General features: G+C 37.3%; 15 protein-coding genes. 4 read left to right on the forward strand and 11 right to left on the reverse strand.

What is annotated here, in order from left to right:
- Positions 1 to 83: 83 nt before the first annotated feature.
- The 4 genes from HMPREF2937_RS06125 to HMPREF2937_RS06140 all read right to left on the reverse strand — a co-directional run bounded on the left by HMPREF2937_RS06125 (position 84) and on the right by HMPREF2937_RS06140 (position 3,825).
- A complete protein-coding gene (locus HMPREF2937_RS06125; protein WP_070864221.1) occupies positions 84 to 1,268 on the reverse strand; it encodes an amidohydrolase in 1,185 nt (394 codons plus the stop codon).
- A gap of 156 nt (positions 1,269 to 1,424) precedes the next feature.
- Positions 1,425 to 1,952, reverse strand: coding sequence for a YwhD family protein (locus HMPREF2937_RS06130; protein WP_096754501.1), 528 nt, complete (start codon positions 1,950 to 1,952; stop codon positions 1,425 to 1,427).
- Positions 1,953 to 2,016: 64 nt separating this feature from the next.
- Positions 2,017 to 3,315, reverse strand: coding sequence for an HD domain-containing protein (locus HMPREF2937_RS06135; protein ID WP_002481389.1), 1,299 nt, complete (start codon positions 3,313 to 3,315; stop codon positions 2,017 to 2,019).
- A 33-nt stretch (positions 3,316 to 3,348) separates the two neighbouring features.
- The gene (locus HMPREF2937_RS06140; protein ID WP_023015467.1) at positions 3,349 to 3,825 is read right to left on the reverse strand and encodes a GNAT family N-acetyltransferase; all 477 of its coding nucleotides are present in this window, start codon (positions 3,823 to 3,825) and stop codon (positions 3,349 to 3,351) included.
- Positions 3,826 to 4,249: 424 nt separating this feature from the next.
- Here HMPREF2937_RS06140 and HMPREF2937_RS06145 point away from each other — a divergent pair, with 424 nt between their 5' ends.
- Positions 4,250 to 4,483, forward strand: coding sequence for a hypothetical protein (locus HMPREF2937_RS06145; RefSeq protein WP_002481387.1), 234 nt, complete (start codon positions 4,250 to 4,252; stop codon positions 4,481 to 4,483).
- A 152-nt stretch (positions 4,484 to 4,635) separates the two neighbouring features.
- Here the strand turns inward: HMPREF2937_RS06145 and HMPREF2937_RS06150 are convergent, their stop codons facing one another.
- From HMPREF2937_RS06150 to pta, 6 genes are all read right to left on the reverse strand, one after another.
- Positions 4,636 to 4,977: a YuzB family protein gene (locus HMPREF2937_RS06150; protein WP_002481386.1), complete on the reverse strand. Its 342-nt coding sequence runs from the start codon at positions 4,975 to 4,977 to the stop codon at positions 4,636 to 4,638.
- A 162-nt stretch (positions 4,978 to 5,139) separates the two neighbouring features.
- Positions 5,140 to 6,216: a phosphomevalonate kinase gene (locus HMPREF2937_RS06155; protein ID WP_070864222.1), complete on the reverse strand. Its 1,077-nt coding sequence runs from the start codon at positions 6,214 to 6,216 to the stop codon at positions 5,140 to 5,142.
- Entirely contained in the window at positions 6,213 to 7,208 is a 996-nt protein-coding gene (gene mvaD / locus HMPREF2937_RS06160) for a diphosphomevalonate decarboxylase (protein WP_070864223.1), read from the reverse strand. The genes HMPREF2937_RS06155 and mvaD overlap by 4 nt, the downstream gene beginning before the upstream one ends.
- Before the next feature lie 5 nt (positions 7,209 to 7,213).
- The gene (mvk, locus tag HMPREF2937_RS06165) at positions 7,214 to 8,137 is read right to left on the reverse strand and encodes a mevalonate kinase (protein WP_002481383.1); all 924 of its coding nucleotides are present in this window, start codon (positions 8,135 to 8,137) and stop codon (positions 7,214 to 7,216) included.
- Positions 8,138 to 8,597: 460 nt separating this feature from the next.
- Positions 8,598 to 9,437: a lipoate--protein ligase family protein gene (locus HMPREF2937_RS06170; protein WP_002481382.1), complete on the reverse strand. Its 840-nt coding sequence runs from the start codon at positions 9,435 to 9,437 to the stop codon at positions 8,598 to 8,600.
- Positions 9,437 to 10,426, reverse strand: coding sequence for a phosphate acetyltransferase (pta, locus tag HMPREF2937_RS06175; RefSeq protein WP_002481381.1), 990 nt, complete (start codon positions 10,424 to 10,426; stop codon positions 9,437 to 9,439). Before pta ends, HMPREF2937_RS06170 begins: the two co-directional genes overlap by 1 nt.
- A 168-nt stretch (positions 10,427 to 10,594) precedes the next feature.
- Here pta and hemQ point away from each other — a divergent pair, with 168 nt between their 5' ends.
- From hemQ to HMPREF2937_RS06190, 3 genes are all read left to right on the forward strand, one after another.
- Positions 10,595 to 11,344 carry a hydrogen peroxide-dependent heme synthase gene (hemQ, locus tag HMPREF2937_RS06180; RefSeq protein ID WP_023015472.1) on the forward strand — a complete coding sequence of 250 codons (750 nt, stop codon included), beginning with the start codon at positions 10,595 to 10,597 and terminating at the stop codon, positions 11,342 to 11,344.
- Between the two features lie 809 nt (positions 11,345 to 12,153).
- Complete coding sequence (locus tag HMPREF2937_RS06185) at positions 12,154 to 12,936, forward strand: threonine/serine exporter family protein (protein WP_070848336.1); 783 nt, start codon at positions 12,154 to 12,156, stop codon at positions 12,934 to 12,936.
- Between the two features lie 15 nt (positions 12,937 to 12,951).
- A complete protein-coding gene (locus HMPREF2937_RS06190) occupies positions 12,952 to 13,413 on the forward strand; it encodes a threonine/serine exporter family protein (protein ID WP_070848337.1) in 462 nt (153 codons plus the stop codon).
- Positions 13,414 to 13,877: 464 nt separating this feature from the next.
- Here HMPREF2937_RS06190 and HMPREF2937_RS13685 read toward each other — a convergent pair whose 3' ends face one another.
- Positions 13,878 to 14,039 carry a hypothetical protein gene (locus HMPREF2937_RS13685; protein WP_176746705.1) on the reverse strand — a complete coding sequence of 54 codons (162 nt, stop codon included), beginning with the start codon at positions 14,037 to 14,039 and terminating at the stop codon, positions 13,878 to 13,880.
- Positions 14,040 to 14,459 lie beyond the last annotated feature (420 nt).

Consider the following 14,459-nt stretch of genomic DNA (forward strand, 5'->3'; position numbering starts at 1 on the left):
AACATAAAGATACAGCACACACAGTGACTAAATTCACACTGTATGCGCTGTACATCATAAAATCAATTAAATTTTTCTGCTTATTAAGATTCATCCTTCAAATAATCTAATACAACCGTACCGACAGCTTCAGCCGCTGTCATCATTGAAGATTCACTGATATTAAATTTAGGATGATGGTGCGGATAAACTTCACCTTCTTCAGGCGCTGCTCCTGCATAAATGAATACACTTGGTACTTCTTTCGCATAGTACGCAAAGTCTTCTGAAGGTGGCCATGGATCACAACGTTCTACTTTTTGAATCGCAGAACGCTCTGCGTTATTTAAGGTCTCAGCTACGTACTCTGTAAAGTCTGGGTCATTGTATACTGCTGGATAATCATCTAGATACTCATAGTCGCAAGTCACACCGAACGTTGTTTCTAAACCATCGACGACACGTTGTAACTCTTGTGCGATTTTATCTTTCGTTTCATCATGCAGGCCACGCACGTCACCTTCGATTTCCACTTTATCTTTAATAATATTAAACTGACCTTTCGCATCGAAAGAACCGATTGAAACGACACCTGTTTCAAATGGGCTGATACGTCTTGAGACTACACTTTGTACCGTTGTCACAAAGTTCGCCCCCGCTACAATCGCATCATTTGCGTCATGTGGAGAAGAACCGTGTCCACCTTTACCGTGAATGACTAATTTAAAGTAACCACGTGCAGTTTGTACGTTGCCTTCACGATAATAAATCGTACCACGTTCACCATTACTCATCACGTGTACACCTAAGACATTGTCTACGCCCTCTAGCACACCATCTTTAATCATACCGATGGCACCACCTGGCGGCATTTCTTCAGCTGGTTGATGAATCACGACCACTTTCCCAGAAAATTGTTCTTTCATTTCAATCAACGTTTCAGCCAAAATCAACATATATGCTGTATGTGCATCATGCCCGCACGCATGCATCACGCCTGGATTCTCTGACGCAAATGGCAGTCCTGTTGCCTCTTCAATCGGTAAAGCATCAAAGTCAGCACGAATCGCAATCGTTTTCCCTGGTTTACCGCTATCTATAGTGACTTTCACCCCATTGTCACCGACGTTTGTTTCTACTAAACAATCCTTATCTTTATAGAAATCCGCAATATACTTTGGCGTTTCTACTTCTTTAAATGATAACTCCGGATGTGCATGTAAATACCGTCTGATTTCGACCATACGTTCTTCTTTCTCTTGTAAACGTTTGATTAATTCTGAACTCATATGCCCTCTCCCCTTTTATTATTTAACTATTGTGATTATTCAAAATATAATACTTACACTCTAACATACTTATCCTTTTTAAGTATAAAAATAACTTAGTATTAAGAAAGAAAAACAGAAACCACATGACGTGATTTCTGCCTTTAATGATTGCTTTTATTTATCGTGTAGTGCTTCTTTTAATTCATCACTTGAGTTATCCCACATGTCTTTATCATGATTTTTTAAGAAATCACGGATAATCTCAATATTTTCATCACCAATATGATCAATGACAATTTTATGTTTCATAGATTTATCCATCATGTTGACATGTTCAGGCATACTCTTATAACCTCTACGGATTTTCTTGTTCACTAATAAATAACAAGCTGTCAATCCAGCATAGTAAGCACCTTGTTCACCACGTTCAGTTGTCACCCAGCATAACCAATAAGCTTTTGCTTCAGGGCCTTCAACAGTTTCTTTATCTGTAATCCATTTAACACCCTTTTCAACATCTGCACGTGCATGCATCGCACCAATATCAATAAATGCTTCTTTCTCTTGTAAATCTATAAATACAGGTGCAACGTTATCCAAACTGATTGCCCCGATATTCGTTCCTTTATGGCCATCTAACGGGTCATTTTTAATAATATTGAATTGAAAACCCTTATTCTCTGCCACAAGCCACACCTCCATTTTTAATTACCTTTATCTATTTTACCGTATCATCTGATACTTTTCGAACACAATCGTTTGACTATCAATTCAATTCGTTCAAAATACTGAGAATACGTTCACGAACTTTGTCATCTTCAATGTGATGCACCAGCTCTTTAGGATAATATAATTTATAATCTTGGCGATTAATACCTGTAATACTTTGAATAATCATAGATTGACTGCTGATTTCTCTAATATTGCCATTACGTTGCAGTAGATGAATCGGTTGGCGATTAGACCCCGGGCGGTCATAATCATAAGGCAAATCAGAGAAAGATTCACTGACGAAGTAATAATCTGGATTAATACCGCCCGCTTCAAACAGCTCTCTTAATTCATTCATCGTAATAATCGAGCCGTCAAACGGCAGATGTTTAAATAAATCACGGTTAATAAAGCGGCGTGCTAAGTCGCTTAGAATCGCATCATCTTCTTTAACCCAAGCTTTCAAGTAATAAAGTACGACCGCTTCATCCAACTCTACATACTGTTCAATCGTCATCGTTCCTTCAAAGAACGGAATAAAGTCTTTAGGGAACAATTTAAATTGATAACCTGATTGATATAATTCCTTCGCACGTTTTAAACAATTGTTTAAAATCACTTCTCCAGCTCGACTTACCGGATGGAAATAAATCTGCCAATACATTTGGTAACGGCTCATAATAAAGTTCTCTACCGCATGCATCCCGCTTTCTTTAATCAACACTTCATCTTTAGTTGGACGCATTAATCTTAAAATACGTTCCATATCAAACATCCCATAAGAGACTCCTGTAAAATAAGCATCGCGTTGTAAATAATCCATACGGTCTGCGTCAATTTGTGATGAAATCATAGAAATCACCAGCTTATTCGGATGTGTTTTATTGATGACATCAGCAACAGCTTTCGGGAAATCCGGTGATACTTTACTTAATACCGCATTAACTTCTGTATCCCCTGTAATAATCGCTTGTGTAAATGCCTCGTGATCGGTATTGAAGATTTTCTCAAAACTATGAGAGAACGGCCCATGGCCTAAATCATGAAGGAGTGCTGCACATAATGCCAACAGACGATCATCATTATTCCATGCTTCACGTCCCGCAAATGATTCATCGATGATGCGACGTACAATTTCATAGACGCCTAATGAATGGCCGAAGCGGCTATGTTCTGCTGTATGGAAAGATAAATACAACGTACCGAGTTGTTTGATACGACGCAAGCGTTGGAACTCTTTTGTTTTCACCAAATCCCAAATCACTTGGTCTTTGACATGAATATAGCGATGAATTGGATCTTTGAATACTTTCTCTTCATATAATTTTTGAGTACCGTAATCTGTCTCAGCCATGAGTATCCCTCCATCGTGTTAGCATTATTTTCATTAAAATGCTTTCTTCATCAAGGCAAGGTCCATTACTTCACCGTATACTTCACGGTTATACGCACGCACCATTTCAAATCCTTGTTGACGGTAGTATTCAACACCCTCTTCGTTTTGGTTATCCACTTCAAGATACACTGCATCATATTGTCCTTTAAAGTGTTCTAACCCTTTCTCAAGCAACGCCGTACCATAACCTTTACGTTGTGCTTTAGGGTGAATATAATGTGCAGATAAGAAAAGTTCGCTGCCGTTAATAAAGTTCGCAAACCCGACAATTTCGCCTTCTTCTTCTGCCACTAAAAATAATTGTTCTTTTAATCGTTTAAGTAAATGCTGCTCGTTATAAGCTGCTGTAAGCAATTCATTCACTGTTGTCGCAGCATAAATATTTAAATACGTGTCATACCATGCTTTTGTTGCCACATCTCTGATGCCGACAACATCTGCTGGTGTTGCTTCTCTCACTGTACGCATCGTTAATCACGTCTCCTTACATAGTTCAACTTTCAAAATGAATAAATTAATTATATCATATAGTTTCTCAAATTGTGGTAAAACGCACTCTCATTTTACCTTGTACTTATCATCTTTACCCTGTTTTTTCATTGTCTTTAACTTTTACGTTTAAAACCCTTTTTTCATACTCTAATTTTTATTATACTTAAAACCTCTTTGCTCGATATTTACGTATTAAGCAAAATTCATGAAGGTGCTCTAACCCATATCGTGTATTAATTCCGCCCTATTTACACTAAAATTGAACAAAAAGTAAAGTTTTTGTAAAAAAGATGAATAACTCATATATAAGCGGGGTATATGAATTTTGCAAGAAGAAACTCAAGGTACCCTATCTAATTATGCTTAAGGGACTAAAAATTCAATAAAAGGTGATTAAAATATGGATGATACGAGCTTTGGTAACATTTATATTGACTCACAACCTGTTACGTTAGATTGGGACACTTTAGTTACAGATGAATCAGAAATGGTGGTAGATGGTATTCCACCTTCACTGATTGATAAATGGGTGAAACGTAAAGAATTAATCCCGTCTTATACTAAAGATAATTTACGTCACTTCTATACTAAAGATGTCTTAAATGCGTGCAGATCTTATGTGGAAGTTTACTAAAAGAATCAAACATCACGAGTGCAGTCACATCATGTTCATTAAACAGTCAATATAGAAACGAATCTCGCGATAGTTATAACGATAAGAAAGTAGGCCCGTTGTCTGGTAGCACACCAGTCATACGGGCCTGTTTTTTTATATACTTTGTATCATTATTTTGCTTGTTTACGTTTGGCTAATTTTTCTTTTAATTTTCGATCTTGTTCTTCTTTTCTGCGTTTACGTTCTTCATTACGTTTACGTAAACGTTCTTCCTCTTCAGGGTCGCGAGGTTTTTGAAGTTGCTTCTCAACTTTTTCCATCAATTCATCTTCCGTCAATGCGGCTAATGGACGGTTATTCACGAAAGCAAATGTCTTTCTGCGACCTGGACCGCAGTATGATTGGCAGCCCACCTCTATTTCAGCATCTGGATCTAGTTTCTTTAATTTTCTTTCTAAGGATTTGCAATTTACGGCTTGGCAATCATCACAAATCAAAAATTTGTTTTTCACTGCTCTGTCCACCTCACTTTATCTCTATAATTTGTTTTAAACTATTTCAACTTTATCTATTTTACTCTTTTTCCGTAATTTTTCAAGCAACGATTTTGTGACCGCTTTAAACATCAAAAAACTGCCGCACCGTAAAGTTGACCGGTGAGACAGCCTGATGTCTTATTGTCCTTGATAAACGTGGAAAGGTAAAGGCTTAATGTGAGAGGCTTTCCAGCTTTCATAAATAGACTGGCGATGTTTTGAGTCGCCGATAATCGCAATACCGCAATCTCCGCCGCCTGCACCTGATGTTTTTGCAGCTGCGCCGTAGGTTTCTGCGATATCACATAGTAATTTTAATTGTGGTGTTTCGATGTCTACAATCGCTTGTTTATCCATCATTTGGATGATTGAACGGTTGCGTCTGATCATCGCTTGCACACCTTTTAGGTTGTTGGTTTTGAATGCGTAGATGAGACGTTCTACACAAGATTGCGATTGTTCCAGGAAGCGGCTGTAGAAATCAGGATCTGATTTGAGACGCTTCACTTCACTGACTAAGTAAGGAGAAGAGGCTGGTGAGCCGGTCCAGCCAATTAAGACTTCCATGTTTTCTGGGGCTTGAAGTGGTTCTGTATAAAGACCTGGCCAGTTTTTCTTCACAACTTCTGCGACAGATGACGTTTCAATCTGCTGCATGACCCAGTCATGATCAAACGTACTATATGCAAGCCAACCTGTGAAAACACTGACTGCGATATCACCGCATGAACTTAAACTTTGTAGTTTCATATTCGCAATGACCGCTAATTTATAAATATTCAGATTAGCTAAGTCTAACTCATAAAATTCATTTAAAGCTTTAACCACTGAAACCAATACTGCAGCACTTGAGCCTAAGCCATATTTATGGCCTGAAGCATCGTCTAAGTTACTATCAATCACTAAATTAAAGTGTCTTAATGTTTTACCACAGCTTTTAGCGTATTGTTCAAACACTTCTACTGCCGTAATGACGTAAGCTAGTTGTTTCGCCGCATCTGCATCAGATACAGAAATCTTATCACCTTCTCTTTGGAAGATGATCGGTTCATGGTGTAATGTTTTAGAATGAATAGAACCACCATTGTCTCCAGAAGCTTCAATGCTGGCAGTAACGAAACGATTTACTGCTATTAACACGGATTTATATCCGGGTTCTGTTACCGCATATTCACCTGCAATATAAAGTTTACCTGGGGCTTTGACTTGAATCATAGCTCATCTTCCTCATTTATAATTTCAACGCCTGTACCGATATCACTTGCGATGATCTGGTCTGAATCAAAATACGTTGTTAATTTATCAATCACAGCTTGTTGATGTTGTTTTTGTACTAACACTTTTACATTAGGTCCTGCATCCATAGTAAAGTATGCGGGCAGACCTGCTTCACGACATTCATGCACTAAAGCCATCGCATCATAACTTTCAGGTACTAAATATGTAAATGGCGGTTGTGCACCTAAATTTGTCGCATGCATACGTAAACCATTTTCTTCAAAGACACGACCTAAGCGATCAAAATCTTTATCGGCAATGGCAGCTTTTGCTTCAGCGATGTCCGCTTCTACATGATCTAACCAATACTGATAGAAACGTGAAGTATTTCTAGTCAACGACATCCCTGCACGACTTTTAACCTTTTTAGATTTTTGATTAATGACTACAAAAATCATCGCTAAGTCATCTTCCCAATGATCTGCATCAATCGCGTGTGCATAAGAGGATTCATCATCATGTCCTTTTTCCCATTCCGCGAATCCGCCAAAGATACTGCGGCTTGCTGAGCCTGAACCACGACGTGCCAAGCGTGATAAGTCTTTATCAGAAAGGTTCATTTCTAACGCTTCATTACATGCAGCAGCTAAAGCCGCAAAAGCACTCGCTGAAGAAGCTAAACCAGCTGCTGTCGGTACAAAGTTTGTACTATCGATACGTGCGTGCAACGCTGTTCCTGCACGTTCTCTGACAAGATCTAAGTATGCTGAAATCTTTTGAGTTTCTTTTTCATCCACTTCTTCACCATTTAAGTAGAAGTAGTCTCGATCTAATTGCGCATCAAATGTTGCGCGTGTCTCTGTATAAAATTTATCTAAAGTTAACGATAGACTGTTATTCATCGGAATAATCAATGCTTCGTCAGCTTTCCCCCAATACTTAATCAGCGCAATATTCGTATGCGCTCTCGCTTTGCCCATCTTCACCAATTGAATTAACCTCCTAAATTCTCAATCCATGTATGTTGCGCGCCTGCTTCTTTAACTGCTTGAGCGACTTTTTTCGCTGTCGCATAATCTTTCACTAAAGTAATCACACTGCCGCCACGTCCGCTTCCTGTCAATTTTCCAGCTACTGCACCTGCTTGTTTCGCCACTTGCAGTAAACGGTCAATCTTCGGATGACTGACAGTCAATGTAGATAAGTATGTTTGACACTCATTAAAAATCTCTGCTAAAGATTCAAAGTTATGTGTATTAATCGCTTGATTTGCTTTATGCACCAAACGTCCAATGCGTTCTATAAACGCCATATTTTCTTGATTGTTTTTCACTAATTCATGCACGTCACTGACAGCTTCTTTGGTATTCCCTTTTATGCCTGTATCTAAAACGACCATATAACCTGCCACATTCAAAGTTTTTAAAGGCGTAAAGACACCTTCTTGGAACCAAGTCGGTTTATTAGAAACAATCGTTTGTGCATCAATGCCGCTTGGTTTACCATGTGCGATCATTTCCGCCCAGTTTACATGTTCAATTAATGTTTCATCAGATAGTGGCTGATCCATAAAATCAAATGCTGCTCTCGTAAAAGCAACCGCTACTGCAGCGCTAGAACCTAAACCTCTTGAAGGCGGTAATTGTGCATCAATTTTTATCATCACAGGTGATTCAATATGATTTTCTTCTTCGAATCTGCTGATTAAAGCATGTAAATGTTCAGGGGCATCTGCAATTTCACCTTCGAATACATCACTGATCATCGTTGACACTGCCAATTCTGGCATTTCTTCAATTGTTACTGTCACTTTTCCAGAAGAAAATGGCATCGCAATTGCAGGTTGACCAAATGTTACCGCATGTTCCCCTACTAATATTATTTTCCCATTAGATTCTCCGTAGCCTGTTCGTGTCATATCGCATCACCTTTAGCACTTTCCTAGTTTGTCATGGTATATCTATATTCCACCCTGTTTCTCTGCATGTTAAAACATCCAGTCACTCTCTTTATCTGGGTTGATAGAAAATGACAGGATTAAAAGATGCTGTCTGCGTCTTTTTGTCATTGATATATCCATAATTTATTTCCGACATTCTAATTTTTATCAATTAGCTTGTTCTCTTTTGATATATTTATTCAAACACCGTTTTATTATACCCTATTTTTTGCATTGTTTTATCATACCTAGGTTGTAAAATTAATACCTGATATTAAACTACTTCCCCATTTTACCGAAAATTGATGATGATTTAAACGATTTGTTCATATATCGGTCATAATTTTCACTTTCATGGGTAAATTACAAGAATATTTTTCAAGGCGCACAATATAAAAGGGATGCACCTAGCTTCTCAGCTATTTACATCCCTTTGTGCTTAATCGTCCATTTTAGCGTTGATTTTAGCATTACGTGCAATCATACGTTCGAAATATTTCTCAAAGCGTTCCCACTCTTCTTCACTGATAGGTTCCATATTCAATGTTCCACCTAAATCTTTGATGGCATAGAGTAGTTTAAACATCACATCTTGAACTGTCAGTTCATGTCCGAACAACGTTTCAAGCGAAGCCATACAAGATGGATCGATATCTGGATATTTAAATTTTGTTTCTTCGCCTTGTAGAGCTTTGTCATAGAACGCCTTCATCATTTCAGCACGTTCTTCACCTGAACCTTCCACACACAAGTATACTTGAACGGCAATCCCGCCTCTGACTCTGCGTTGTGAAATACCCGCGAATTTCTTATCATTGATACTTAAATCAAATTTTCCCGGGCAATAGGAGCGTTCAATTTCTTTCGTTTCAATCGTTACATGTTCATCTTCGAACATTTTATTTACAACTAAATACATTAAATTAAATGCTTCATCAATGGAAATTTCTGTCTTTCCTTTAAAAATCAACGAAAAGTTTAAAATACCTTGATCTAATACAACACCTAATCCACCAGAATTACGGACAATCACATTATAGCCGCGTTCATCGACTAAATAACGAATGCCTTCTTTCAGATGTGGCAGACGTGCATCATGTGTACCTAAAATAACGGTGTGTTGATGAATCCAAGTGCGGACTACACTGCAAGATAAATCCTTGCCCACACTTTCTGAAAATGTGTCATCAAACGCAAAAGATTGCATAGGCGCAAACCCTGTTGAATGGTCTACATAGCGCCAATCTTTACCGTCAAAATAACGTTCAGCTAAATCCATTATTGTAATGTTTGCGCTGCAGTGATGATTGATAAGTTGTATACATCTTCAGTTGAGCAACCACGGCTTAAGTCGTTTACTGGAGAATTTAAACCTTGTAAAACAGGTCCGATTGCTTCATATCCGCCTAAACGTTGCGCAATTTTGTAACCGATGTTACCTGCTTCTAAGCTTGGGAATACGAATACATTTGCGTCACCTTTAATTTGTGCATCTGGTGCTTTTTTAGCCGCCACTTCTGGAACGATTGCTGCGTCGAATTGGAATTCACCATCGATAACAACATCTTTTAAGCCTTCTGATTCAGCTTTTTCTTGTGCAGCTTTTGTTGCTTCCGCTACTTTTTCAACATCGTCTGATTTTGCTGAACCTTTTGTTGAGAAGCTTAATAATGCTACTTTAGGATCCATGCCGAAGCTTTTCGCTGTTTTTGCACTTTCTACCGCAATTTCAGCTAAGTCTGTTGCTTCTAATGTAGGGTTGATTGCACAATCACCGAAAACATATTGTTCTTCGCCTTTAATCATGAAGAACACACCTGATGTTTTCGCAACACCTGGTTTAGTTTTGATGATTTGTAGTGCTGGACGAACTGTATCGCCTGTTGAATGTGCAGCACCGCTGACTAGTCCTTCAGCTTTACCTGCATAAACAAGCATTGTACCGAAGTAGTTTACATTGTTAAGCATATCTTCAGCTTGTTCTTTTGTCGCTTTGCCTTTACGACGTTCTACAAATGCTTCTACTAATTCTGGTTTCAAGTCGCTTGTTGAAGGTGTGATGATTTCAATACCTGAAATATCTAAACCTTTGTCTTTCGCTAATGCTTCAATTTTGTCTTGGTCACCTAATACAACAGGTGTTACGAAATCTGAAGCTTGTAATTTTGTTGCTGCAGTCAATACACGTTCGTCTTCACCTTCAGGTAATACAATACGTACATTCTTTCCTGAAAGTTTGTCTTTCAATACATCTAATAAACTAGGCATAATATCCTCCTTGAAAATCTCGCTTTTTAATATTTTTTCATCCATAATTATACGCCATTTGCGAAGTAATTTCCACGTTCCGACCTTTAATCGATTTGTATGCTTTGTCTCTGTCTTTATGATAAAATTTGAATTGAATTAAAAGATATTTCAAAAGGAGCGATATTAATGAGTCAAGCAGCAGAAACATTAGATGGTTGGTACAGCCTCCATTTATTATATGCAATCGATTGGCCGACATTACGTCTTGTACCTAATGAAGACCGTCAAGAAATTGTCAAAGAATTCCAAGATTTCTTAGAAAAATTAGGTTCAGTACGTGAGCATCATAACGGTGACCATGTACTTTATAACGTAACAGGTCAAAAAGCTGACATTTTACTTTGGGTATTACGTCCTGAAATGCAAGAATTGAATGCAATAGAACTAGCATTGAACAAATTACGTATCGCAGATTACTTAATCCCGACATACTCATATGTTTCTGTCATTGAATTAAGTAACTATCTTGCTGGAAAATCAGACGAAGACCCATATGAGAACCCTCATGTAAAAGCACGTCTTTACCCTGAATTACCAGAAAAAGAATATATTTGCTTCTACCCAATGAATAAACGCCGTAACGAAACATATAACTGGTACATGCTTTCAATGGAAGAACGTCAAAAATTGATGTATGACCACGGTATGATCGGACGCAAATATGCAGGTAAAATCAAACAATTCATCACAGGATCAGTCGGCTTTGATGATTACGAATGGGGCGTTACACTATTCTCTGATGATGTACTGCAATTCAAAAAAATCGTTTATGAAATGCGTTTCGATGAAACAACAGCACGTTATGGAGAATTCGGTAGCTTCTTTATCGGCCATAGATTACCTGAAGACAGTCTAGAAAAATTCTTCAGTATTTAAATAACGCTACACAAAATAATATAACGAAACTGAGGGACTGATATCGATATCAGTCCCTTCTTTCATATATAAATAGCACCTGCTCTAAAATCAAAGAACAGGTGCACTTCTATGTATAAACTCCTCCAAGGGCTACAAGATAACGTACGTTATTAAGATGGAAGAGAACTCTACAACGCCCCTCTCGCTGTAAGTTCTCTTCAAGTAATCTATAGTAATGGTGTTATTCATTAATTAAAGCAGAAGACTAGACCAGCATTAAGAATTGAACGACACCTATGTACCACATGTACGCTGTCGACACAGCCTGTACGTTAGCGGCACGTTCTTCTCGGCATCATCCACTCTTAATGTCGGTAGCTTCTGCCGTCTAAGCGTACACATGTATGGCTTGAAATACAGTGCCGCTCATCCCTCGTGTAGTGTCCTTGGAGAACTCTGCCACTACTTGTTTAGCTGGTTAACTGATAAGCAGCCACTGTCGCTACTCAGTTAACATGCTTTAACAGCTAACCATTATAACTTTAACCGTTTTGAAATATTTGAAACATTAGATATAGTATGCAAGCATATTATGATACCTAATTAGAAATTATACACATAATATTTTACATTTATCATTTATTGTTTGTATATATCATTTTAACCTCTTTCCACTCTCCTATGTCACTGTTCTTGAAAAAAGTTTACATAATCAAAACGAAATCTTAGGTTGTTTCTCTATGTATTTTCCGACATAATAGGTATACTAATTGAATTTTCTAAAAAGTTTAATATTACATATACAACAAAGGAAAATGAGTGATGTTATGGAACTAGATAATAGAATAAGTTATATAGAAGATACCCCGAAAGAACGCCTTGCGAAAGATACTATCATGTTAGCAGGACGTATTTTATTAGAGTCCGGCGCTGAAGGCACACGTGTAGAGGGAACAATGACACGTATTGCCGAAACACTTGGTTTTTACGAAAGCAACAGCTTCGTCACAAATACAGTTATCAATTTTTTATTAGATAATCAAACGACACCACGCATGTATCGTATTGAGTCACGTGATACCAATCTAATCAAAATTTCACAGACAAACTCTGTTTCTCGTAAGCTTTCGGCAAGAAAAATTGACCTAGAAGAAGCCTATGAGACTTTAAAAAGGATTTATGATGCCAAACAAACCCATGATTTAATTTATAAAGGCATCGCAGCCGCAATTATTTCAATCAGCTTCTTATATTTACAGACTGGTAATTTTGTAGATATTGTTGCTACTATTTTTGCTGGAAGCTTGGGTTATTTGTTAGTCGAAATGTTATATCGTGCGAACTTAAAAACTTTATTTATCCCAGAGTTTTTAGGCTCTGTTGTCATTGGAGGCATTGCGATACTCGGTCATAACTTAGTACCAGACGGATCGCTTTCTGCGATTATCATCGCGGCCGTCATGCCGATTGTACCTGGAGTCTTGATTACGAATGCGATTCAAGATTTATTCGGCGGTCATATGATGATGTTTACAACCAAATCTTTAGAAGCATTAGTGACTTCATTCGGCATAGGCGCCGGTGTCGGCACAATGCTTTTACTCTTTTAGGAAGGTGATGACAAGATGCTCTTTTGGGTTTTACATTTTTTCTTTAGTTATATTGCATCACTGTTCTTCTGTGTTATATTTGATGCGCCAAAACGCATGTATTTCTGGGCCGGTTTTGTCGGTGCCTGTGGCTGGATGGTTTATATCTTCTTATCTTCTGGCCTACACATTCATACAATTTACGCTTCATTCTTTTCTAGTCTGACACTAGGTATTATCAGTCATATCATGGCACGTTTTAAAAAAGAACCTGTCATTATCTTTATGGTGCCTGGTATTATCCCTTTAGTGCCTGGAGGTCTCGCTTTTGATACTACAAAAAGCTTAATTATTTTACAGTTCAGTAAAGCAGTTCCTACTATGCTAGAAGTGACTTTAATTGCAGGTGCCATTGCAATGGGCTTGCTCTTTGCTGATCAACTTGCACGCTTAGTCATGACGAGCAAAAGTAAATTCACACCTAAAACAAGATCATAATATTCGTAATATTCCAAGTCATCAAACACACCCTGTAAAGTGTACATGTCAGCTTTACAGGGTGTGTGAGTTGTTATAATAGATCCGCATTCAAAAAAATAATTTCGTTCTGCATAAAAACAATATAAAAGTGCTTGTATAAAATTATCAGAATATTTAAAATGTAACTAAAAGTATACATAACGTAGGAAGAAGGATAACATCATGAATCGAAAAATAGCACGTCCATCATCTTTAGCGACACTTCTCACAATTTTAATATGCGGATGCTACCTGATGATTACTAATTATTTATCAGATAACCCCACACTCATAGACAAAAATAATTGTATTGACTTATTGGAATATGGTGGTATCACTTTCATTTTCTTATATCTCATCCAAATCCTAAAAGTACGAAAACCAAACTAAGATTACAAAATCAATACGCATACTTTCAAAAGTAGAAGGTATGCGTTTTGATTTCATTTGTCTTTCGATTTCAACAATTTCTTAAATAAGTTCACAATAAGTATAGTACTCGCACCAACTAAAAGCGGAACAGGAACAATCAAATCCAACTGATAATTCACCGCAAGTATGATACCAACAATACCAAATAAAACAACTAATTTTGTGGTATTCATGTTGTCACCTTCTTATTCATTTCAGTTGCTTAACTCGAATGTTTTCTTCTACACAAATATAATATATTTCACAATATAAAAATTAGTATTATGGACATATTGATACTATTAAAATCGCCGTTATCCCCTCTTTAAGCACTATATTTTATCAATAATCGAATATTACATTACTTTTCTTTAACTTCATGATAAATTTACCTTATACCAATGTTTCCAGTAATGTAGATATTTATGTCCTACTTCTATTAACCTTTGATTTCACACATGTCCTCTGTCATGTGTTAATAATCTTTATTTTCAAGTCTGTAGAAGACTTTCGCTGCTATATAATTAGCCACGACAAGCATACAACAAAAAACACCTCATGAAATATTTAACCATGAGGCGATGCACTTAATATAAAAAACGGGGTTACAATCA

This window comes from Staphylococcus sp. HMSC061G12 (assembly GCF_001838465.1).
In the GTDB taxonomy this organism is placed as follows: Bacteria; Bacillota; Bacilli; order Staphylococcales; family Staphylococcaceae; genus Staphylococcus; species Staphylococcus simulans.